This is a genomic window from Escherichia sp. SCLE84 (assembly GCF_012584495.1).
Taxonomy (GTDB): domain Bacteria; phylum Pseudomonadota; class Gammaproteobacteria; order Enterobacterales; family Enterobacteriaceae; genus ECMA0423.
Map to the genome: position 1 here is coordinate 557977 of NZ_CP051430.1, position 21368 is coordinate 579344.

The 21368-nt window shown below is 50.0% G+C and carries 17 protein-coding genes and 1 pseudogene; 9 read left to right on the plus strand and 9 right to left on the minus strand.

All coding sequences use genetic code 11. From position 1 onward, the window contains the following. Positions 1-53: 53 nt before the first annotated feature. From HGD79_RS02945 to blr, 3 genes are all read right to left on the minus strand, one after another. A complete protein-coding gene (locus HGD79_RS02945; protein WP_000214176.1) occupies positions 54-494 on the minus strand; it encodes a DUF2569 domain-containing protein in 441 nt (146 codons plus the stop codon). 85 nt (positions 495-579) lie between these two features. Further along, a complete protein-coding gene (gene ydgT, locus HGD79_RS02950) occupies positions 580-795 on the minus strand; it encodes a transcription modulator YdgT (RefSeq protein ID WP_000217950.1) in 216 nt (71 codons plus the stop codon). A 272-nt stretch (positions 796-1067) separates the two neighbouring features. Continuing rightward, complete coding sequence (blr, locus tag HGD79_RS02955; protein ID WP_001300888.1) at positions 1068-1193, minus strand: division septum protein Blr; 126 nt, start codon at positions 1191-1193, stop codon at positions 1068-1070. Between the two features lie 242 nt (positions 1194-1435). Here blr and HGD79_RS02960 point away from each other — a divergent pair, with 242 nt between their 5' ends. Further along, positions 1436-2476 carry an oxidoreductase gene (locus HGD79_RS02960; RefSeq protein ID WP_001282516.1) on the plus strand — a complete coding sequence of 347 codons (1041 nt, stop codon included), beginning with the start codon at positions 1436-1438 and terminating at the stop codon, positions 2474-2476. Positions 2477-2510: 34 nt separating this feature from the next. Here HGD79_RS02960 and add read toward each other — a convergent pair whose 3' ends face one another. From add to malX, 3 genes are all read right to left on the minus strand, one after another. Further along, positions 2511-3512: an adenosine deaminase gene (gene add / locus HGD79_RS02965; RefSeq protein ID WP_096147387.1), complete on the minus strand. Its 1002-nt coding sequence runs from the start codon at positions 3510-3512 to the stop codon at positions 2511-2513. 103 nt (positions 3513-3615) lie between these two features. Beyond that, a complete protein-coding gene (gene malY / locus HGD79_RS02970; protein WP_168848282.1) occupies positions 3616-4788 on the minus strand; it encodes a bifunctional maltose regulon transcriptional repressor/cystathionine beta-lyase MalY in 1173 nt (390 codons plus the stop codon). A gap of 9 nt (positions 4789-4797) precedes the next feature. Next, positions 4798-6390, minus strand: a complete 1593-nt coding sequence (gene malX / locus HGD79_RS02975) for a PTS maltose transporter subunit IICB (RefSeq protein ID WP_000125609.1) — start codon at positions 6388-6390, stop codon at positions 4798-4800. Between the two features lie 174 nt (positions 6391-6564). On the opposite strand from malX, the gene malI reads away from it, so the two are divergent. From malI to uidC, 6 genes are all read left to right on the plus strand, one after another. Then, positions 6565-7593 (plus strand): mal regulon transcriptional regulator MalI, encoded by a 1029-nt coding sequence (malI, locus tag HGD79_RS02980; protein WP_000179513.1) that lies wholly within the window; start codon positions 6565-6567, stop codon positions 7591-7593. Positions 7594-7704: 111 nt separating this feature from the next. Beyond that, a complete protein-coding gene (hdhA, locus tag HGD79_RS02985) occupies positions 7705-8472 on the plus strand; it encodes a 7-alpha-hydroxysteroid dehydrogenase (protein ID WP_000483362.1) in 768 nt (255 codons plus the stop codon). A gap of 228 nt (positions 8473-8700) precedes the next feature. Beyond that, positions 8701-9291, plus strand: coding sequence for a DNA-binding transcriptional regulator UidR (gene uidR / locus HGD79_RS02990; protein ID WP_000969095.1), 591 nt, complete (start codon positions 8701-8703; stop codon positions 9289-9291). A gap of 387 nt (positions 9292-9678) precedes the next feature. Continuing rightward, entirely contained in the window at positions 9679-11490 is a 1812-nt protein-coding gene (gene uidA, locus HGD79_RS02995; RefSeq protein ID WP_168848283.1) for a beta-glucuronidase, read from the plus strand. Next, positions 11487-12860, plus strand: a complete 1374-nt coding sequence (uidB, locus tag HGD79_RS03000) for a glucuronide transporter (RefSeq protein ID WP_001075893.1) — start codon at positions 11487-11489, stop codon at positions 12858-12860. Before uidA ends, uidB begins: the two co-directional genes overlap by 4 nt. Positions 12861-12898: 38 nt before the next feature. Beyond that, positions 12899-14164 (plus strand): glucuronide uptake porin UidC, encoded by a 1266-nt coding sequence (gene uidC, locus HGD79_RS03005; protein WP_001227035.1) that lies wholly within the window; start codon positions 12899-12901, stop codon positions 14162-14164. 44 nt (positions 14165-14208) lie between these two features. Here the strand turns inward: uidC and HGD79_RS03010 are convergent, their stop codons facing one another. Further along, positions 14209-15717 carry a YdgA family protein gene (locus tag HGD79_RS03010; protein ID WP_168848284.1) on the minus strand — a complete coding sequence of 503 codons (1509 nt, stop codon included), beginning with the start codon at positions 15715-15717 and terminating at the stop codon, positions 14209-14211. A gap of 100 nt (positions 15718-15817) precedes the next feature. Beyond that, a pseudogene (gene manA, locus HGD79_RS03015) lies at positions 15818-16993 on the minus strand (mannose-6-phosphate isomerase). Positions 16994-17191: 198 nt separating this feature from the next. On the opposite strand from manA, the gene fumB reads away from it, so the two are divergent. Together fumB and fumC are read left to right on the plus strand one after the other, a co-directional pair. After that, a complete protein-coding gene (gene fumB, locus HGD79_RS03020; RefSeq protein ID WP_000066639.1) occupies positions 17192-18838 on the plus strand; it encodes a class I fumarate hydratase in 1647 nt (548 codons plus the stop codon). Positions 18839-18980: 142 nt separating this feature from the next. Beyond that, a complete protein-coding gene (gene fumC / locus HGD79_RS03025; protein ID WP_001099102.1) occupies positions 18981-20384 on the plus strand; it encodes a class II fumarate hydratase in 1404 nt (467 codons plus the stop codon). Here fumC and tus read toward each other — a convergent pair. Further along, positions 20381-21310 carry a DNA replication terminus site-binding protein gene (gene tus, locus HGD79_RS03030; protein WP_001295399.1) on the minus strand — a complete coding sequence of 310 codons (930 nt, stop codon included), beginning with the start codon at positions 21308-21310 and terminating at the stop codon, positions 20381-20383. The genes fumC and tus overlap by 4 nt on opposite strands. Positions 21311-21368: the final 58 nt, after the last annotated feature.

A 21368-nucleotide genomic window follows, 5' to 3' on the forward strand; every position in this document is an offset into this window, starting at 1 on the left:
CGCCTATTATCCGTTAATCCAGAGCAGGCGACAACAGGTTAACTGTAAGGTTATTACGGATTCACAAACGTCGCTTTTACCCGCGACGAGCGTTTGAAATAGGGGACGATCAATGCGGTTGCCAACAAAGTAAACAGCAACTGGCGAACGGCTATGCCATCTTCCACGGGTGAAAAAGCGAATGCTTTTACTGCCAGCAATACGGAAATAAGCAGCCAGATAATATAGTGTTTAGGAACACAACGCCGACGTTTAAAGAAAGCGATGGTCAACCACAGTGTGTAATACCACATGGCGATAGCGGTAATAAAAGAAACGCCCCATAAGATTTGTGTCGTCAGTGCTTGTCCGCCGAGCGTTTGAAATGTTTGCGGAGAAGATAACGCAGCGGTATACAGCAACAACGCCAGCGTCGTACTCAACAGAGCGACTAAAAGCCAGGCCAACGGGCCAAGCAACCAGCCTCCAATACGTTGTGGCGTTGTGGTGGTCATAGGTTCTCCAGAATAGCGACGCAAACAGGCAAATCTAATTTTAGGGGCGTTATTATAAGGCTTTTATAACCGATCGCTACTTTCTTTATTGGACATAGTGCCAGACGGACTTCGGTACCTGGCCGAGGTCAAACAAACGCCCGCCAGAAACCAGCTCTGCGCGACGGTGATCGGCAGCACGATACATATTGATCAGTTCCTGATCGTCCGTCAGGGTGTAATTAAGATGGTCGTAGAGTTTTTCCAGACTTTCGAGTGAACTGATTTTGCGAAATTTTAATAAGTAGTCCTGAACAGTCATAAAAGGTCCATAAAATAATTAATACCAAAGGGGTAGGTATTATTAGTGATGATAAAATTTCACCAAAAGTGAACGCTTGTGTTATTACAATAATAAGAATGCGCTGATGGCAAATATTCAGGGATGAAAAACTGCTCTGAAAAGAGTAACGCGCTTTACTATCCCTGACAATCACCAACAACATCGAACAAGATAATAAATTCCTGGTTTAATATCCGACAAGTGAAAACATGCACCCGGACGGGCAGCATGTCGCTCCACAAGTGCAGAGCTTACTTGTGTTGTACCGAAGCACTCTGTTCAGGTGGCTGATAGTTGTCAATGTGACTCGCCACGCCAAGAAGAATGACTGAAACGACAAGAACGATCCAACCTGTTAATTCAATAAGACGATTCATTACAGCCCACATCTCTCTTGATTGATCCATTAACTTCAGGGGGTAAATGTTACTTAGCAATAATAGCTCCAGCAAGATTTTTACTTAGGTTTTTGCGATATTTAGCTTTTGTCGTTGGAAAATTCGCTATTTTTTTGACTTAAGTTAAACAACATCCCTTATTGCTGGCAGGTTATTAAACTGTTGAGCGTGGGTAAAGGATAGTGTCAAATAGCCATCATACTTCAATGAGAGGCAATGACATGAGCGACAACATCCGTGTTGGGTTGATTGGGTATGGTTATGCGAGCAAAACCTTCCATGCGCCCCTGATTGCGGGCACGCCCGGGCTGGAACTGGCGGTAATCTCCAGCAGTGATGAAACAAAAGTAAAAGCCGACTGGCCAACGGTTACGGTTGTCTCTGAGCCGAAGCATCTGTTTAACGATCCCAACATAGACCTGATTGTCATTCCTACACCCAACGATACCCATTTCCCGTTAGCCAAAGCGGCGCTTGAGGCGGGTAAACATGTGGTCGTTGATAAACCCTTTACCGTGACACTGTCACAAGCGCGAGAGCTGGATGCGCTGGCAAAAAGCCTGGGGCGTGTGCTGTCTGTATTCCATAACCGTCGCTGGGATAGCGATTTCTTGACGCTAAAAGGTTTACTCGCGGAAGGCGTGCTGGGTGAAGTTGCTTACTTTGAGTCTCATTTTGACCGCTTCCGTCCGCAGGTGCGCGATCGTTGGCGTGAACAGGGCGGCCCAGGCAGCGGTATCTGGTACGATTTAGCACCACATCTTCTTGATCAGGCCATTACGCTTTTTGGTTTACCGGTCAGCATGACGGTAGATTTGGCACAGTTACGGCCCGGAGCGCAGTCGACCGATTATTTCCACGCCATCTTGTCCTATCCACAGCGGCGAGTCATTTTACACGGTACCATGCTGGCAGCCGCTGAGTCAGCACGGTATATCGTGCATGGATCCCGAGGCAGTTATGTGAAATATGGCCTCGATCCACAGGAAGAACGTCTGAAAAATGGCGAGCGTCTACCGCAGGAAGACTGGGGCTACGATATGCGTGATGGCGTACTTACCCGCGTGGAAGGTGAGGAACGTGTCGAAGAAACGCTGTTGACGGTGCCTGGGAATTATCCGGCTTACTATGCGGCTATTCGTGATGCGTTAAATGGCGATGGTGAAAATCCGGTTCCGGCAAGCCAGGCAATCCAGGTAATGGAGTTGATTGAGCTGGGCATCGAATCCGCCAAACATCGCGCGACTTTGTGCCTTGCATGAAAAATGGATGGTGCAATTTGCACCATCCATTTTGTTACTTCGCGGCGACTTTTTCTCGCAGTGCGCGTTTTTCCTCAGCGCTGAGGAAAGCCATTTCCAGACCATTAATCTGTGCCTGGCGGATTTGCTCGCGGGATAACCCAGCAGCTGGCGCGGCAACGGTATATTCGTGAATGATATCCACTCCCTGTACGCCGGGATCGTCAGTGTTAATGCTGGCACGAATGCCATGCTCAAGGAACGTTTTCAGCGGATGTGCAGCCAGCTCTGCTACGGTGCTGGTCTGAATATTGGAGGTCAGACAGGATTCAATACCAATTTGTTGCTCGGCGAGAAAATCCATCAGCGCCCGATCTTCAATGGCTTTTACGCCATGTCCAATACGCTCCGCACCCAGTTCACGAATCGCCTGCCAGATGCTTTCCGGCCCGGCAGCTTCGCCTGCATGGACGGTAATATGCCAGCCCGCATCACGCGCGCGGTTGAAGTGAGAAAGGAACAGACTTCCCGGGAAACCAAGTTCATCACCGGCTAAATCAAGTGCGGTAATCTGGTCACGGTGGGCTAAAAAGGCCTCCAGCTCTTGCTGACAGGCGGCTTCGCCGAAGGTCCGGCTCATAATGCCGATAAGCTTCGCCTGCACACCAAAGGTGCGGCAACCTTCACGTACGCCATCGATCACCGCTTCGACAACACCCGCTACAGGCAGCTGATGTGCCATTGCCATGTAGCCTGGTGAAAAACGCAGCTCGACATACTGCAGGCCGTGACGGGCTGCATCTTCAATGTTTTCAAATGCCACGCGGCGACAGGCATCAAGAGAGGCGAGAACTTTAACGCCCCAGTCAAGTTTGGTCAGAAAGCTCACCAGATCGGGTTCGTTGGCAATGACCTGAACGTGGGGAATCAGTGTTTCCAGGGATTGTGCAGGAAGCGAGATATTATACTGGCGGCCAAGTTCAAGAATGGTCTGGGGACGAATGTTGCCATCAAGGTGGCGATGGATATCAGTTAATGGCAGGGTGGTATCAATCATGGTCGCACTCTTTTTCTGGATATAAAAGTGCGCACCATTATAAAAACAAAGCAGGGTAAAAATCCACGATTGCGCAACGATTTTTTACGTTGCGCAATTGTGGTTAACGAACAGCGCGGATGGCGTTTATTAATCCAGCCACACCTTTTTCCAGTTTCGAACGTGGGCAGCCGGCATTGAGACGGACAAAACCAAGACCTTCTTCACCATAGGTATACCCCGGCATGATCGCGACTTTTTCTTGCTCGATAAGCGCTTTTTGCAACGCGTTGTCGTCAATATTCAACGGACGTAGATCAAGCCAGGCCAGATAAGTGGATTGCGGGATCTGCCAGTTGAGTTCAGGAAACGCGGCGTTCATTTTATCTGAGATATACGTCAGGTTATCTTTCAGATAGACGCGTAAGGCATCCAGCCACGGTGCACCTTGCTGATAGGCGGCGATATGGGCAGTTAACGCCAGTACCGAAGGGGAAGAAAGCCCATCACGGCCTTTCAGTGCCGATAAATAGGCATCGCGGCTACTGCTATTTTCTATAATCCCGTAAGCACCGGTCAGGGCGGGAATATTGAAACTTTTCGAGCCCGACGTTAGCAACGCCCAGTCTCCGCGAGCCACATTACTCCAGGGAATATGCGGCTGCTCGCCCCAAACCATATCCATATGGATTTCATCGGAAATAACCCGCACACCATGACGCTCGCACAGGTCAGCCATGATCTCCAGCTCATCGCACGTCCACACTTTCCCGGTAGGATTCTGTGGGCTACACAGGAGCATAATTTTACATTCTGGTTTCGCCAACGCGGCTTCCAACTTGCCCATATCGCAAAACCAACCATCAGCCTGCTTCTCTAAAGCAACGGGCATTACTGTGCGCTGGTTACCTTCAATGGCCTTGTAAAATGCGTCATAGGCGGGTGTGTGGATCACCACGCCTTCACCTGTTTCAGACCACTGACGAATCAGTTCTGAAACCATATAGATGACAGAAGGGCCATACACCACCGTCTGAGAATCGATGGCGGTGTAATGCTGGGTGGAAAACCAGTGGGCAATAGCCGCGAGAAACTCATCGTTTTTCCAGCGGCTGTAGCCAAATACGCCGTGCATCAGGCGCTGATTCAGCGCCTCGATAATGCAGGGGGCAGTGGCAAAATCCATGTCTGAAATCGTGAACGGTAACAGGTCAGCAGTGCCGAAACGGTCAGCGACATAATCCCACTGTGTACACCATGTGCCATGACGATCCACGACCTTTGAAAAATCGAACATATCTTATCCTTATGCCTGGACAGTATGCATCAGACCGGCCATTTCATCTTTTACTGACTGAACTTGTGGCCCGATAACAACCTGCAGGTTATGTTGATTAAGTTGTACTACGCCAATTGCCCGATTGTCCTTCAGTGCCTGCACATTAACAAGCGACATATCTTTCACAGACAAACGCAGACGGGTAATGCAGTTATCGAGGCTGACAATATTGTCGGCACCGCCTAATGCTTCGAGGATTGCAGGAACGTTGTAACCTGATTTACCCGGCGCACCGGCAACGGCTTTTTCGATTGAGCTGGCAACTTCGCTATCGCGCCCCGGGGTTTTCAGATTGAAGCGGGTGATAGCGAAACGGAAGATGACGTAGTAAACGACAAACCAGATTGCCGCCACCACTGGCACCATGTACCACTTGGTTGACAGACCATGCAAAATACCGAACACCACGAAGTCGATGATATTGCCGTCGGTATTACCGATGGTGACGCCGAGCACAGACATGACGGTGAAGCCGAGGCCGGTTAACAGCGCGTGGATGACATACAGAACTGGCGCTACGAACAGGAACAGGAATTCCAGCGGTTCGGTAGTGCCGCCAACGACGCAGGCGATCAGGCCAGAAATCAGCAGACCTTTAATTTTATGGCGATTTTCCGGGCGCGCGCAGTGATACATAGCTAACGCTGCACCTGGCAGACCGCCGAGAAACGCAGGCATTTTACCTTGCGAAAGGAAACGCGTGGCGCTTTCAGAAAAACCGTGAGTGGTCGGGCAACTCAATTGCGCCTGGAAGATGGTCAGTGCGCCGCTGACGGTTTGACCGCAGACTTCCTGCGTGCCGCCTGCGTCGGTAAAGCGAATTAATGCCACCAGAATGTGATGCAGACCAAACGGCAACAGCAGACGTTCACCGGTACCAAACAGCATCGGTCCGAAATCACCCGCGCTGTTTATCATATGGCCCAAGCCGCTAATACCCATGGCGAAAATCGGCCAGACTAATGGAATCACCAGGCCGACAAGGCCCATCACCAGCGAGGAGATAATTGGTACGAAGCGCGTACCGCCGAAGAATGCCAGCGCATCCGGCAGGCGGATATTATGGAAACGCTCATGCAGCATCCAGACGATAATACCGGCGATCACCGCACCGAGGATCCCGGTATCGATCGACTGGATCCCAAGAATGCTCTGGATGTTATTGGCTTTCAGAACCGCGGCATCCGTGGTTGGCAGAATGCCTTTATTGGTCAACCAGAAGTTTACCGCGAGGTTCATTACCGCATAACCGACGAAGCCAGCGAATGCCGCTACGCCTTTATTTTCGCGTGCCAGGCCCAGCGGGATGGCGATACAGAACATGACAGGCAGGAAACTAAAAGCAAACGAGCCAATCTTACTCATCCAGGTAAAGATAGCCTGCAACACGGGGTTGCCCAGGACCGGGATCAGGGTTATGACATCATGGCTGCTAAGAGAACTACCAATGCCGAGCATAATGCCGCAGAACGACAATAATGCCACGGGTAACATGAAGGTTTTGCCTAACTGCTGGAAGAACTCCCACAGCGTGACTTTCGGTGCTGTTTTCGCCGTCATAAAACGACTCCTCGTAGAGAACAATCTGGATTCAGTAAATTGCGCGAGAAGATAAAACGTTTTATCAAATTTTAGTGAGGCATAAATCACATTACGCAACGATAATAGCGGGTATAAGATAAATAAAAGGTAAAACGTTTTATCTGTCACATAATCAGGGAGTAGGTCATCTGCATGGCTACCGCCAAAAAAATAACCATTCATGATGTTGCGCTGGCTGCGGGCGTGTCGGTAAGTACCGTTTCGCTGGTGCTTAGTGGCAAAGGGCGAATCTCTACCGCCACAGGAGAACGCGTTAACGCCGCCATTGAAGAGCTGGGATTTGTGCGCAATCGCCAGGCGTCGGCGCTGCGCGGCGGGCAAAGCGGCGTCATTGGTTTGATCGTCCGTGATTTATCTGCGCCGTTTTACGCCGAATTGACGGCCGGATTGACGGAAGCTCTGGAAGCGCAGGGACGGATGGTTTTTTTGCTTCACGGCGGTAAAGACGGCGAGCAGCTGGCACAGCGGTTTTCACTGTTACTGAATCAGGGTGTGGATGGTGTGGTAATTGCCGGGGCTGCAGGAAGCAGCGATGACCTGCGACGGATGGCAGAAGAAAAAGCTATCCCGGTGATTTTCGCTTCCCGTGCCAGTTATCTTGATGATGTTGATACGGTTCGCCCGGACAACATGCAGGCTGCACAGTTGTTGACGGAGCATCTCATTCGCAATGGGCATCAGCGGATCGCCTGGCTGGGAGGGCAAAGTTCCTCATTAACCCGTGCAGAACGGGTGGGGGGCTATTGTGCAACTCTACTAAAATTTGGCCTGCCGTTTCACAGCGATTGGGTGCTGGAGTGCACATCCAGCCAGAAGCAAGCCGCGGAAGCTATCACGGCGCTTTTACGTCATAACCCGACCATCAGTGCTGTGGTTTGCTATAACGAAACTATTGCGATGGGGGCATGGTTTGGTTTGCTCAAAGCAGGGCGGCAAAGCGGGGAAAGCGGAGTCGATCGTTACTTTGAGCAACAAGTTTCGCTGGCGGCATTTACCGATGCGACACCAACCACACTTGATGATATACCCGTTACCTGGGCCAGCACGCCTGCGCGGGAACTTGGTACCACACTTGCGGATCGCATGATGCAAAAAATCACCCATGAAGAGACGCATTCACGCAATCTTATTATTCCCGCCCGGCTCATTGCGGCGAAATAATCCTCTCTTTATCTGCTATACCTGGTAGTGTCCTTTCCTCAAGGTTAATGATAAAAAATGTGGCACACAGGCGGTGCCTTTTATTTTTACTGAAGTTCACAGGAGGTTTATGTGTTTAATTCTGACAACCTGAGACTCGACGGAAAATGCGCCATCATCACAGGTGCGGGTGCAGGTATTGGTAAAGAAATCGCCATTACATTCGCGACAGCTGGCGCATCTGTGGTGGTCAGTGATATTAACGCCGACGCAGCTAACCATGTTGTAGACGAAATTCAACAACTGGGTGGTCAGGCATTTGCCTGCCGTTGTGATATTACTTCCGAACAGGAACTCTCTGCACTGGCAGACTTTGCCGTCAGTAAGCTGGGTAAAGTTGATATCCTGGTTAACAACGCCGGTGGCGGTGGTCCTAAACCGTTTGATATGCCAATGGCAGATTTTCGCCGTGCTTATGAACTGAATGTGTTTTCTTTTTTCCATCTGTCACAACTTGTTGCGCCAGAAATGGAAAAAAATGGCGGTGGCGTTATTCTGACCATCACTTCTATGGCGGCAGAAAATAAAAATATAAACATGACTTCCTATGCATCATCTAAAGCTGCGGCCAGTCATCTGGTCAGAAATATGGCATTTGACCTGGGTGAAAAAAATATTCGGGTGAATGGCATTGCGCCGGGGGCAATATTAACCGATGCCCTGAAATCCGTTATTACACCAGAAATTGAACAAAAAATGTTACAGCACACGCCGATCAGACGTCTGGGCCAACCGCAAGATATTGCTAACGCGGCGCTGTTCCTTTGCTCGCCTGCAGCCAGCTGGGTAAGCGGACAAATTCTCACCGTCTCCGGTGGTGGGGTACAGGAGCTCAATTAATACACTAACGAACCGGTAAACAGCCGTATGTGTTGTTTACCGGGATAGCGTGTGCAATTCATCAACGTCTCTGCTAAACAACTGGCAGCCAAATCACGGCTATTGGTTAACCAATAGCTGGATGAAAAGCATACGAATAGAGTGTGCCTTCGCACTATTCAACAGCAATGATAGGCGCTCACCTGACAACGCGGTAAACTAGTTATTCACGCTAACTATAATGGTTTAATGATGGATAACATGCAGACTGAAGCACAACCGACACGGACCCGGATCCTCAATGCTGCCAGAGAGATTTTTTCAGAAAATGGATTTCACAGTGCCTCGATGAAAGCCATCTGTAAATCCTGCGCCATTAGTCCCGGGACGCTCTATCACCATTTCATCTCCAAAGAAGCCTTGATTCAGGCGATTATCTTACAGGACCAGGAGAGGGCGCTGGCCCGTTTCCGGGAACCGATTGAAGGGATTCATTTTGTTGACTATATGGTCGAGTCTATTGTCTCTCTCACCCATGAAGCCTTTGGGCAACGGGCGCTGGTGGTCGAAATTATGGCGGAAGGGATGCGTAACCCACAGGTCGCCGCCATGCTTAAAAATAAGCATATGACGATCACTGAATTTGTTGCCCAGCGGATGCGTGATGCCCAGCAAAAAGGCGAGATAAGCCCAGACATCAACACGTCAATGACTTCACGTTTACTGCTGGATCTGACCTACGGTGTACTGGCCGATATCGAAGCGGAAGACCTGGCGCGTGAAGCGTCGTTTGCTCAGGGATTACGCGCGATGATTGGCGGTATCTTAACCGCATCCTGATCCTCTCATTTCGCGGGCTGGTGATAACTGTGCCCGCGTTTCATACTTTAATTTCCCTGTACAAAATACAATCTAGCCGGGATCGGAGAATTCCCCCCAAAAATATTCACCGTAGCCATATGTCATGAGAGTTTATCGTTCTCAAGATGCTCGAACGAACGTTCGATTGCTTATTTTATGGCTTCTGTCAACGCTGTTTTAAAGATTAATGCGATCTATATCACGCTGTGGGTATTGCAGATTTTGGTTTTTTGATCGCGGTGTCAGTTCTTTTTATTTCCATTTCTCTTCCATGGGTTTCTCACAGATAACTGTGTGCAACACAGAATTGGTTAACTAATCAGATTAAAGGTTGACCAGTATTTTTATCTTAATGAGGAGTCCCTTATGTTACGTCCTGTAGAAACCCCAACCCGTGAAATCAAAAAACTCGACGGCCTGTGGGCATTCAGTCTGGATCGCGAAAACTGTGGAATTGATCAGCGTTGGTGGGAAAGCGCGTTACAAGAAAGCCGGGCAATTGCTGTGCCAGGCAGTTTTAACGATCAGTTCGCCGATGCAGATATTCGTAATTATGCGGGCAACGTCTGGTATCAGCGCGAAGTCTTTATACCGAAAGGTTGGGCAGGCCAGCGTATCGTGCTGCGTTTCGATGCGGTCACTCATTACGGCAAAGTGTGGGTCAATAATCAGGAAGTGATGGAGCATCAGGGCGGCTATACGCCATTTGAAGCCGATGTCACGCCGTATGTTATTGCCGGGAAAAGTGTACGTATCACCGTTTGTGTGAACAACGAACTGAACTGGCAGACTATCCCGCCGGGAATGGTGATTACCGACGAAAACGGCAAGAAAAAGCAGTCTTACTTCCATGATTTCTTTAACTATGCCGGGATCCATCGCAGCGTAATGCTCTACACCACGCCGAACACCTGGGTGGACGATATCACCGTGGTGACGCATGTCGCGCAAGACTGTAACCACGCGTCTGTTGACTGGCAGGTGGTGGCCAATGGTGATGTCAGCGTTGAACTGCGTGATGCGGATCAACAGGTGGTTGCAACTGGACAAGGCACTAGCGGGACTTTGCAAGTGGTGAATCCGCACCTCTGGCAACCGGGTGAAGGTTATCTCTATGAACTGTGCGTCACAGCCAAAAGCCAGACAGAGTGTGATATCTACCCGCTTCGCGTCGGCATCCGGTCAGTGGCAGTGAAGGGCGAACAGTTCCTGATTAACTACAAACCGTTCTACTTTACTGGCTTTGGTCGTCATGAAGATGCGGACTTGCGTGGCAAAGGATTCGATAACGTGCTGATGGTGCACGACCACGCATTAATGGACTGGATTGGGGCCAACTCCTACCGTACCTCGCATTACCCTTACGCTGAAGAGATGCTCGACTGGGCAGATGAACATGGCATCGTGGTGATTGATGAAACTGCTGCTGTCGGCTTTAACCTCTCTTTAGGCATTGGTTTCGAAGCGGGCAACAAGCCGAAAGAACTGTACAGCGAAGAGGCAGTCAACGGGGAAACTCAGCAAGCGCACTTACAGGCGATTAAAGAGCTGATAGCGCGTGACAAAAACCACCCAAGCGTGGTGATGTGGAGTATTGCCAACGAACCGGATACCCGTCCGCAAGGTGCACGGGAATATTTCGCGCCACTGGCGGAAGCAACGCGTAAACTCGACCCGACGCGTCCGATCACCTGCGTCAATGTAATGTTCTGCGACGCTCACACCGATACCATCAGCGATCTCTTTGATGTGCTGTGCCTGAACCGTTATTACGGATGGTATGTCCAAAGCGGCGATTTGGAAACGGCAGAGAAGGTACTGGAAAAAGAACTTCTGGCCTGGCAGGAGAAACTGCATCAGCCGATTATCATCACCGAATACGGCGTGGATACGTTAGCCGGGCTGCACTCAATGTACACCGACATGTGGAGTGAAGAGTATCAGTGTGCATGGCTGGATATGTATCACCGCGTCTTTGATCGCGTCAGCGCCGTCGTCGGTGAACAGGTATGGAATTTCGCCGATTTTGCGACCTCGCAAGGCATATTGCGCGTTGGCGGTAACAAGAAAGGGATCTTCACTCGCGACCGCAAACCGAAGTCGGCGGCTTTTCTGCTGCAAAAACGCTGGACTGGCATGAACTTTGGTGAAAAACCGCAGCAGGGAGGCAAACAATGAATCAACAACTCTCCTGGCGCACCATCGTCGGCTACAGCCTCGGTGACGTCGCCAATAACTTCGCCTTCGCAATGGGGGCGCTCTTCCTATTGAGTTACTACACCGACGTCGCTGGCGTCGGTGCCGCTGCGGCGGGCACCATGCTGTTACTGGTGCGGGTATTCGATGCCTTCGCCGACGTCTTTGCCGGACGAGTGGTGGACAGTGTGAATACCCGCTGGGGAAAATTCCGCCCGTTTTTACTCTTCGGTACTGCGCCGTTAATGATCTTCAGCGTGCTGGTATTCTGGGTACCGACCGACTGGAGCCATAGCAGCAAAGTAGTGTATGCATATTTGACCTACATGGGCCTCGGGCTTTGCTACAGCCTGGTGAATATTCCTTATGGTTCACTTGCTACCGCGATGACCCAACAACCACAATCCCGCGCCCGTCTGGGCGCGGCTCGCGGGATTGCCGCTTCATTAACCTTTGTCTGCCTGGCATTTCTGATAGGACCGAGCATTAAGAACTCCAGCCCGGAAGAGATGGTGTCGGTATACCATTTCTGGACGATTGTGCTGGCGATTGCCGGAATGGTGCTTTACTTCATCTGCTTCAAATCGACGCGTGAGAATGTGGTACGTATCGTGGCGCAGCCGTCATTGAAGATCAGTCTGCAAACCCTGAAACGGAATCGCCCGCTGTTTATGTTGTGCATCGGTGCGCTGTGTGTGCTGATTTCGACCTTCGCGGTCAGCGCCTCGTCGTTGTTCTACGTGCGCTATGTGTTAAATGATACCGGGCTGTTCACTGTGCTGGTACTGGTGCAAAACCTGGTTGGTACTGTGGCATCGGCACCGCTGGTGCCGGGGATGGTCGCGAGGATCGGTAAAAAGAATACCTTCCTGATTGGCGCTTTGCTGGGAACCTGCGGTTATCTGCTATTCTTCTGGGTTTCCGTCTGGTCACTGCCGGTGGCGTTGGTTGCGTTGGCCATCGCTTCAATTGGTCAGGGCGTTACTATGACTGTGATGTGGGCACTGGAAGCTGATACCGTAGAATACGGTGAATACCTGACCGGCGTGCGAATTGAAGGGCTCACCTATTCACTATTCTCATTTACCCGTAAATGCGGTCAGGCAATCGGAGGTTCAATTCCTGCCTTTATTTTGGGATTAAGCGGATATATCGCCAATCAGGTGCAAACGCCGGAAGTTATTATGGGCATCCGCACATCAATTGCCTTAGTACCTTGCGGATTTATGCTACTGGCATTCGTTATTATCTGGTTTTATCCGCTCACGGATAAAAAATTCAAAGAAATCGTGGTTGAAATTGATAATCGTAAAAAAGTGCAGCAGCAATTAATCAGCGATATCACTAATTAATATTCAATAAAAATAATCAGAACATCAAAGGTGCAACTATGAGAAAAATAGTGGCCATGGCCGTTATTTGCCTGACGGCTGCCTCTGGCCTTACCTCTGCTTATGCGGCGCAACTGGCTGACGATGAAGCGGGACTACGCATCAGACTGAAAAACGAATTGCGCAGGGCTGATAAGCCCAGTGCTGGCGCGGGAAGAGATATTTACGCATGGGTACAGGGAGGATTGCTCGATTTCAATAGTGGTTATTATTCCAATATTATTGGCGTTGAAGGCGGGGCGTATTATGTTTATAAATTAGGTGCTCGTGCTGATATGAGTACCCGGTGGTATCTTGATGGTGATAAAAGTTTTGGCTTTGCCCTGGGGGCAGTAAAAATAAAACCCAGTGAAAATAGCCTGCTTAAATTAGGTCGCTTCGGGACGGATTATAGTTACGGTAGCTTACCTTATCGTATTCCGTTAATGGCTGGCAGTTCGCAACGTACATTACCGACAGTTTCTGAAGGAGCATTAGGTTATTGGGCGTTAACGCCAAATATTGATCTGTGGGGAATGTGGCGTTCACGAGTATTTTTATGGACCGATTCAACAACCGGTATTCGTGATGAAGGGGTGTATAACAGCCAGACGGGAAAATACGATAAACATCGCGCACGTTCTTTTTTAGCCGCCAGTTGGCATGATGATACCAGTCGCTATTCTCTGGGGGGATCGGTACAGAAAGATGTTTCCAATCAGATACAAAGTATTCTCGAGAAAGGCATACCGCTCGACCCGAATTATACGTTGAAAGGGGAGTTGCTCGGCTTTTACGCGCAACTCGAAGGTTTAAGTCGTAATACCAGCCAGCCCAATGATACGGCGTTGGTTAGTGGACAAGTGACCTGGAATGCGCCGTGGGGAAGCGTATTTGGCAGTGGTGGTTATTTGCGCCATGCAATGAATGGTGCCGTGGTGGATACCGACATTGGCTATCCCTTTTCATTAAGTCTTGATCGTAACCGTGAAGGAATGCAGTCCTGGCAATTGGGCGTCAACTATCGTTTAACGCCGCAATTTACACTGACATTTGCACCGATTGTGACTCGCGGCTATGAATCCAGTAAACGAGATGTGCGGATTGAAGGCGCGGGTATCTTAGGTGGTATGAACTATCGGGTCAGCGAAGGGCCGTTACAAGGGATGAATTTCTTTCTTGCTGCCGATAAAGGGCGGGAAAAGCGCGATGGCAGTACGCTGGGCGATCGCCTGAATTACTGGGATGTGAAAATGAGTATTCAGTATGACTTTATGCTGAAGTAAAAAATAACGCCGGAGAGAAAAATCTCCGGCGTTTTGTCTGTGAATTACTGCTGCGGAATAGCGGGTACGACCGGAACATTTAATGCCGGCATTGCAAACATACCAACGAAATCTTCCAGTCGCATTTTCTGCCCGTTTAACGTTATCTGACCGTTAGTATATTGCAGGCTGGTGGTGATGGTATTGTCCTGCAAGGTGGTCAGACGGAACATCTGCCCCATTGCTGATGCACCTTCAACTTGCTGTTTCGCCAGTTTTTTCGCTTGATCTTCCTGATAACCTTCCAGCTTCGCTACCTGAGTCATAAACTCAGTTGCCATATCCACCGGAATGGTCAGTTTCGCATCCAGAGATTTAACCGAACGATCTACTTCCTGCGCCAGCGTTTGCGGCGCTTCTTTAGTCGTTGCCGGATCTTTCAGGAACAGCGACAGATTCAGCGCACTTTCACCCTGACTGTTTTTCCAGCTTAGCGGCGCGATAGTAATCACCGGATCGCCTTTCAACATCAGCGGCAGGGCGCTAAAGAAGGCTTCCGTCACTTTCTCCTGATAAAGTTCGGGATTGTTGGCAATTTCTGGCTGTGCCAGCAGCGCCTGAGTTTGCGCGTTATATTGCTGGCTAAACTGATGCCAGGCTTCACCATCAATCTGGCCGACTTTTAAAGTCAGCTTGCCGCTGCCCAGATCCTGATTCTGTACCTTCAGGCTGTTTAGCGAGTAATCCAGTTGGCTATTGATCGTTTTACCGTCATTGACCAGATCCGATTTACCGCTGATCTCCATGCCTTCCAGCAGTGCCAGTTCTTTGCCTTCCACTGAAATGGTCATTTTTTCCAGTGACAGTTTTTGGTTTCCTACGCGCTCACCAAAACTTGCCAGCGTGCTGGAACCGTCGGTTTTCAGATTATTAAAGGTCAACTGCACTTTCTGGTTGTATTCGTTAACTGCGTCTATCCGACCACTTTGCGCCTCCCCGGAAAGGGAGATGGCTTTGCCGTCTCTGTCAGCATTTAACTGGAACTCGCCGCCGCTAAAGGCGACTTTTTCATCCTTTTGCTCGTAATTCAGTGGCTTGAGCGAAATATCGGAACTGGAATCACCGCTGTAACCAATGCGCGAGTTAATCTCAAAAGGCGTTTCACCTTTTGCCATATCAAACAGTGGTTTGCTTACTTCGTTATTAACCAGCGTGGTTTGAATTGATGCCATCGACGGGATCAGGTTCAGTTTTTTAAGCTGGGCAAGCGGGAAGGGACCATGATCAACCGATTCGTTGAAGATGACGCTCTGACCGCTTTTAATCCACGGATTTTCTTTCCCGGCAATGGGTTTCACCAACAGTTGCAACTGGCTGCTGAATACGCCGCGATGATAGTTTTGATAACTCACTTCCAGGTTGGATTCAGGAGCGGTCAGTTTGAGTTGCGCGTTCGCCTGCGCGACCATGTCTTCGAGATGGGTTTCAATCTTCTTGCCTGTATACCATGCGCCGCCTGTCCAGACTACGCCTAGCGCAACAATGACGCCTACCGCTACCAGCGATTTATTCATAATGATTATCCATAAAATGAAATCAGGCGGACTGGCCGCCTGAAGGTGTTATAAGCCTTTAATAAGCTTAGCAAGAGATGTTAATTTTTTCAGTAAGCTCTTACAGCTTGTTGTAAACACGCGCTAAACGGCCGTGGCCTTTGACAGTCACCGGTGATTCGTTGGCGGCAATAAACGCTGATTCACCCGGTTTAAGCTGTAACTGCTGAGAACCTTTCCACAACGTTGCATCGCCTTCGACGCAGAACAAAATGGCGGCACTCTGCTGGCTAATGGTGGTTTCTTTATCACTAAGGTCATGCAGCGAGAAGGCAAAATCATCCACTGGAATCGGGAAGTCCAGTTCTGCACCTTGTTTCACCGGCTGGGTCAACAACTGGTTAGCCGGTTTGGCTTCGAATTTCACATTGGCAACCAGTTCCGGAATATCAATGTACTTAGGCGTCAGACCCGCACGCAGCACGTTATCGGAGTTCGCCATCACTTCCAGCGCCACGCCTTGCAGGTAAGCGTGCGGTGTTTCAGCGAACAGGAACATCGCTTCGCCAGGATTCAATTTCACCACATTCAGTAACAGCGGGGAGAACAGGCCGCTGTCTTCCGGGTAAAATTCAGAAATTAAACGAATCGTTTGCCACGGTTCACCCTGCTGACTGTCGAGCGCCGATTTTAAAATCGCCAGCGCGCGGGATTTTTCTTCACCCTGCATATTCAACAGGCTGGCGAACAGTTCGCTTAAACGTTCGGCATTAGGCTGTTGTAAAAAGTGAGCAATTGCCGGATGTGCACCTGCGACTGGCTGGAGTAGGGAGACAATCTCGGAAAACTCACGAAACGCGTTCATCGCAAGGAAAGGCGTCAGCGCAAAAACCAGCTCCGGCTTGTGGTTAGGATCTTTATAGTTACGCTCGGCGGCATCCATCGGGATACCTGCGGCATTTTCTTTGGCAAAACCGATTTCAGAATTGCGTTTGTTTGGATGAACCTGAATGGAGAGCGGCTGTGCTGCACATAATACTTTGAACAGGAAAGGCAGTTCGCCAAAGCGTTTGGCAACGGCCTCTCCGAGCAGAGTCGATTTATCACTCTCAATCACATCACGCAGTGAAACGATATCTCCGGCGGCATTCTGCACTCGTGAACTGCTTTTCGGATGTGCGCCCATCCACAGCTCGGCCATCGGCTGGCTGGACGGATTTTCCATACCATAAAGTTCAGTCAACGCCGTTTTGCTGCCCTAGGCATAGTTTTGCACTGAGTTAATGAGTTTTTGCATGATCAATCCCTGTTTTAATGTGGAAATTAATCCCACTATTAAAGCAAGAATCCTACGGGAAGTAACCTGGAGCCGCAAAAAGTCGTACTAGTCTCAGTTTTTGTTAAAAAAGTGTGTAGGATATTGTTACTCGCTTTTAACAGGGCAACGGAACACCCGCCCAGAGCATAACCAAACCAGGCAGTAAGTGAGAGAACAATGTCAAACAAACCCTTTCATTATCAGGCTCCTTTTCCACTCAAAAAAGATGATACTGAGTATTACCTGCTAACCAGCGAACACGTTAGCGTATCTGAATTTGAAGGGCAGGAGATTTTGAAAGTCGCACCCGAAGCGTTAACTCTGTTGGCGCGTCAGGCATTTCATGATGCGTCATTTATGCTGCGTCCGGCTCACCAACAACAGGTGGCCGACATTCTGCGTGACCCGGAGGCCAGCGAAAATGATAAATATGTGGCGCTGCAATTCCTGCGTAACTCCGACATCGCGGCGAAAGGCGTTCTGCCAACCTGTCAGGATACCGGCACCGCGATTATTGTTGGTAAAAAAGGGCAGCGTGTATGGACCGGTGGTGGTGATGAAGCGGCGCTGGCGCGCGGTGTCTATAACACTTATATCGAAGATAATCTGCGCTACTCGCAAAACGCGCCGCTGGATATGTATAAAGAAGTGAATACCGGCACCAATCTGCCAGCGCAGATCGATCTTTATGCTGTTGATGGCGACGAGTACAAATTCCTCTGTATCGCCAAAGGTGGTGGTTCGGCAAACAAGACGTATCTCTATCAGGAAACCAAAGCGTTACTAACGCCGGGGAAACTGAAAAATTACCTGGTTGAGAAGATGCGCACGCTGGGTACGGCGGCCTGTCCTCCGTATCATATTGCGTTCGTAATTGGTGGAACTTCTGCAGAAACTAACCTTAAAACAGTGAAACTGGCTTCCGCTAAATACTATGACGAACTGCCAACGGAAGGGAATGAGCACGGTCAGGCATTCCGCGATGTGGAACTGGAAAAAGAATTGCTGATCGAAGCGCAAAATCTCGGTCTGGGTGCGCAGTTTGGTGGTAAATACTTCGCTCACGACATACGCGTGATTCGCCTGCCACGTCACGGCGCATCCTGTCCGGTTGGTATGGGTGTTTCCTGCTCTGCTGACCGTAATATCAAAGCGAAGATCAACCGTCAGGGGATCTGGATCGAAAAACTGGAACATAATCCAGGTAAATATATCCCTGAAGAGCTGCGTAAAGCGGGAGAAGGCGAAGCGGTGCGCGTTGACCTTAACCGTCCGATGAAAGAGATCCTCGCACAGTTGTCGCAGTATCCCGTTTCTACACGCTTATCGCTTAACGGCACGATTATCGTCGGTCGTGATATTGCTCACGCCAAACTGAAAGAGCGGATGGATAACGGTGAAGGGCTGCCGCAGTACATTAAAGATCATCCGATTTACTACGCGGGTCCGGCCAAAACGCCGGAAGGTTATGCCTCCGGTTCTCTTGGCCCAACGACCGCCGGACGGATGGATTCTTATGTCGATCAACTGCAAGCGCAGGGCGGAAGTATGATCATGCTGGCGAAAGGCAACCGCAGCCAGCAGGTGACGGATGCCTGTAAAAAACACGGCGGCTTCTACCTTGGCAGTATCGGTGGTCCGGCCGCTGTATTGGCGCAGGGAAGTATTAAGAGCCTGGAATGTGTTGAATATCCGGAACTGGGAATGGAAGCCATCTGGAAAATTGAAGTGGAAGATTTCCCGGCGTTTATCCTTGTGGATGATAAAGGAAATGACTTCTTCCAGCAGATACAACTCACACAGTGCACTCGCTGTGTGAAATAAACAGAGCCGCCCTTCGGGGCGGTTTTTTTACATGGCACGAAAGACCAAACATTTGTTATCAAATAGTAAATAATAAGTGAGCTAAAAGTTGCTTAACGAAAGCAAAACAGAAAGAAAAAATTAAACAGGTGAGGAGCAGGCCATGAATACAGTACGCAGCGAAAAAGATTCGATGGGGGCGATTGATGTCCCGGCAGATAAGCTGTGGGGCGCACAAACTCAACGCTCGCTGGAGCATTTCCGCATTTCGACGGAGAAAATGCCCACCTCACTGATTCATGCGCTGGCGCTAACCAAGCGCGCAGCGGCAAAAGTTAATGAAGATTTAGGCTTGTTGTCTGAAGAGAAAGCGAGCGCCATTCGGCAGGCGGCGGATGAAGTACTGGCAGGACAGCATGACGACGAATTCCCGCTGGCTATCTGGCAGACCGGCTCCGGCACGCAAAGTAACATGAACATGAACGAAGTGCTGGCTAACCGGGCCAGTGAATTACTCGGCGGCGTGCGCGGGATGGAACGTAAAGTTCACCCTAACGACGACGTGAACAAAAGCCAAAGTTCCAACGATGTCTTTCCGACGGCGATGCACGTTGCGGCGCTGCTGGCGCTGCGCAAGCAACTCATTCCGCAGCTTAAAACCCTGACACAGACGCTGAGTGAAAAATCGCGTGCATTTGCCGATATCGTCAAAATCGGTCGAACCCACTTGCAGGACGCCACGCCGCTAACACTAGGGCAGGAGATTTCCGGCTGGGTAGCGATGCTCGAGCATAATCTCAAACATATCGAATACAGCCTGCCTCACGTAGCGGAACTGGCTCTTGGCGGTACAGCGGTGGGTACTGGACTAAATACCCATCCGGAGTATGCGCGTCGCGTAGCAGATGAACTGGCAGTCATTACCTGTGCACCGTTTGTTACCGCGCCGAACAAATTTGAAGCGCTTGCGACCTGTGATGCCCTGGTTCAGGCGCACGGCGCGTTGAAAGGGTTGGCTGCGTCACTGATGAAAATCGCCAATGATGTCCGCTGGCTGGCCTCTGGCCCGCGCTGCGGAATTGGTGAAATCTCAATCCCGGAAAATGAGCCGGGCAGCTCAATCATGCCGGGGAAAGTGAATCCAACACAGTGTGAGGCATTAACCATGCTCTGCTGTCAGGTGATGGGGAACGACGTGGCGATCAACATGGGGGGCGCTTCCGGTAACTTTGAACTGAACGTCTTCCGTCCAATGGTGATCCACAATTTCCTGCAATCGGTGCGCTTGCTGGCAGATGGCATGGAAAGTTTTAACAAACACTGCGCAGTGGGTATTGAACCGAATCGTGAGCGAATCAATCAATTACTCAATGAATCGCTGATGCTGGTGACTGCGCTTAACACCCACATTGGTTATGACAAAGCCGCGGAGATCGCCAAAAAAGCGCATAAAGAAGGGCTGACCTTAAAAGCTGCGGCCCTTGCGCTGGGGTATCTTAGCGAAGCCGAGTTTGACAGCTGGGTACGGCCAGAACAGATGGTCGGCAGTATGAAAGCCGGGCGTTAATCTGCAACATACAGGTGCAGCCGTGGAATGATCAAACGAAGCGGCTGCGCCTGTGGTTTATAACGGTGCTGCACATTGTCGGCATCGTAATTTAACAACTCACCAACGTCCGGCACGCCCGCGCCATTATCCCGATTAATCAGTGCAATCAGTGGTGTAGGGCAGGCGTGTTGGACTTGTTTTTGATCTCCTTTGTACCAGACGCGGGCAATCGGCTGCACCTTCACCGGACGTTTGATTTTTAACTTCGCGTTCTGTGGCAGGGCAGCGATATCCTGATACTCTCGCTCCAGTTTTCTTTGCCACTCCTCGCGCGTCCACGGTGCGACACTGCGTGGTGATTTCAGGCTTTTTTCCAGCTGTGCCAGGACTTCATCACGATGCAAATTCTTAATGATATGTTTATTAGCCCAACCAAAGCGTAAAGTGGCGGGGTCGTGCAGAACGGTGAGCGTGCGGTAAGCATTAAGGGTGATCAGCCCCGGCAAATGACGATGCACCCATTCAAAACGTGCCGCGGTGGGGAGTTCTGATTCAACCGTGACGATATGCTCGAACGTGGTCTTGAGTTTATTGATGTGCTGAATATGACTGACCAACGCTGCTTGCGAAAGGTTATCGACCTGGTAACACAACACGCCAGGCAGACGGACAGCGGCCTTGCTGCTGCGATTTTCGGACTGTTGTTGAATAAATAAATGGCGGAAATGACGCAACGCCAGCGACTGCGCGTCGTTGCCGAGATGTTGTTTTACCTCAATACGATTAAGCGGATTATGCTCATCCTCTTTTTTTACCTCCGGCAAAGAGAACACGCGGGCAACCAATAGCTTGTGTTGCTCAAGATGAGCGGCAAATGCAGCCAGCTCTTGTTCCATCTGGCGAAAGGTAGTGTTGAGTCGGTCTACGAGATCGTAACGCGCCATAATATTAACCTCTTTAGTTACAACATCCTTAACTTATAGCACAGTGGTGGTGACTTGA

Coding starts and splice junctions, on each gene's coding strand:
- HGD79_RS02945 (WP_000214176.1), bottom strand. CDS start 494: ATGACCACCACAACGCCACAACGTATTGGAGGCTGGTTGCTTGGCCCG.
- ydgT (WP_000217950.1), bottom strand. CDS start 795: ATGACTGTTCAGGACTACTTATTAAAATTTCGCAAAATCAGTTCACTC.
- blr (WP_001300888.1), bottom strand. CDS start 1,193: ATGAATCGTCTTATTGAATTAACAGGTTGGATCGTTCTTGTCGTTTCA.
- HGD79_RS02960 (WP_001282516.1), top strand. CDS start 1,436: ATGAGCGACAACATCCGTGTTGGGTTGATTGGGTATGGTTATGCGAGC.
- add (WP_096147387.1), bottom strand. CDS start 3,512: ATGATTGATACCACCCTGCCATTAACTGATATCCATCGCCACCTTGAT.
- malY (WP_168848282.1), bottom strand. CDS start 4,788: ATGTTCGATTTTTCAAAGGTCGTGGATCGTCATGGCACATGGTGTACA.
- malX (WP_000125609.1), bottom strand. CDS start 6,390: ATGACGGCGAAAACAGCACCGAAAGTCACGCTGTGGGAGTTCTTCCAG.
- malI (WP_000179513.1), top strand. CDS start 6,565: ATGGCTACCGCCAAAAAAATAACCATTCATGATGTTGCGCTGGCTGCG.
- uidR (WP_000969095.1), top strand. CDS start 8,701: ATGATGGATAACATGCAGACTGAAGCACAACCGACACGGACCCGGATC.
- uidA (WP_168848283.1), top strand. CDS start 9,679: ATGTTACGTCCTGTAGAAACCCCAACCCGTGAAATCAAAAAACTCGAC.
- uidB (WP_001075893.1), top strand. CDS start 11,487: ATGAATCAACAACTCTCCTGGCGCACCATCGTCGGCTACAGCCTCGGT.
- uidC (WP_001227035.1), top strand. CDS start 12,899: ATGAGAAAAATAGTGGCCATGGCCGTTATTTGCCTGACGGCTGCCTCT.
- HGD79_RS03010 (WP_168848284.1), bottom strand. CDS start 15,717: ATGAATAAATCGCTGGTAGCGGTAGGCGTCATTGTTGCGCTAGGCGTA.
- fumB (WP_000066639.1), top strand. CDS start 17,192: ATGTCAAACAAACCCTTTCATTATCAGGCTCCTTTTCCACTCAAAAAA.
- fumC (WP_001099102.1), top strand. CDS start 18,981: ATGAATACAGTACGCAGCGAAAAAGATTCGATGGGGGCGATTGATGTC.
- tus (WP_001295399.1), bottom strand. CDS start 21,310: ATGGCGCGTTACGATCTCGTAGACCGACTCAACACTACCTTTCGCCAG.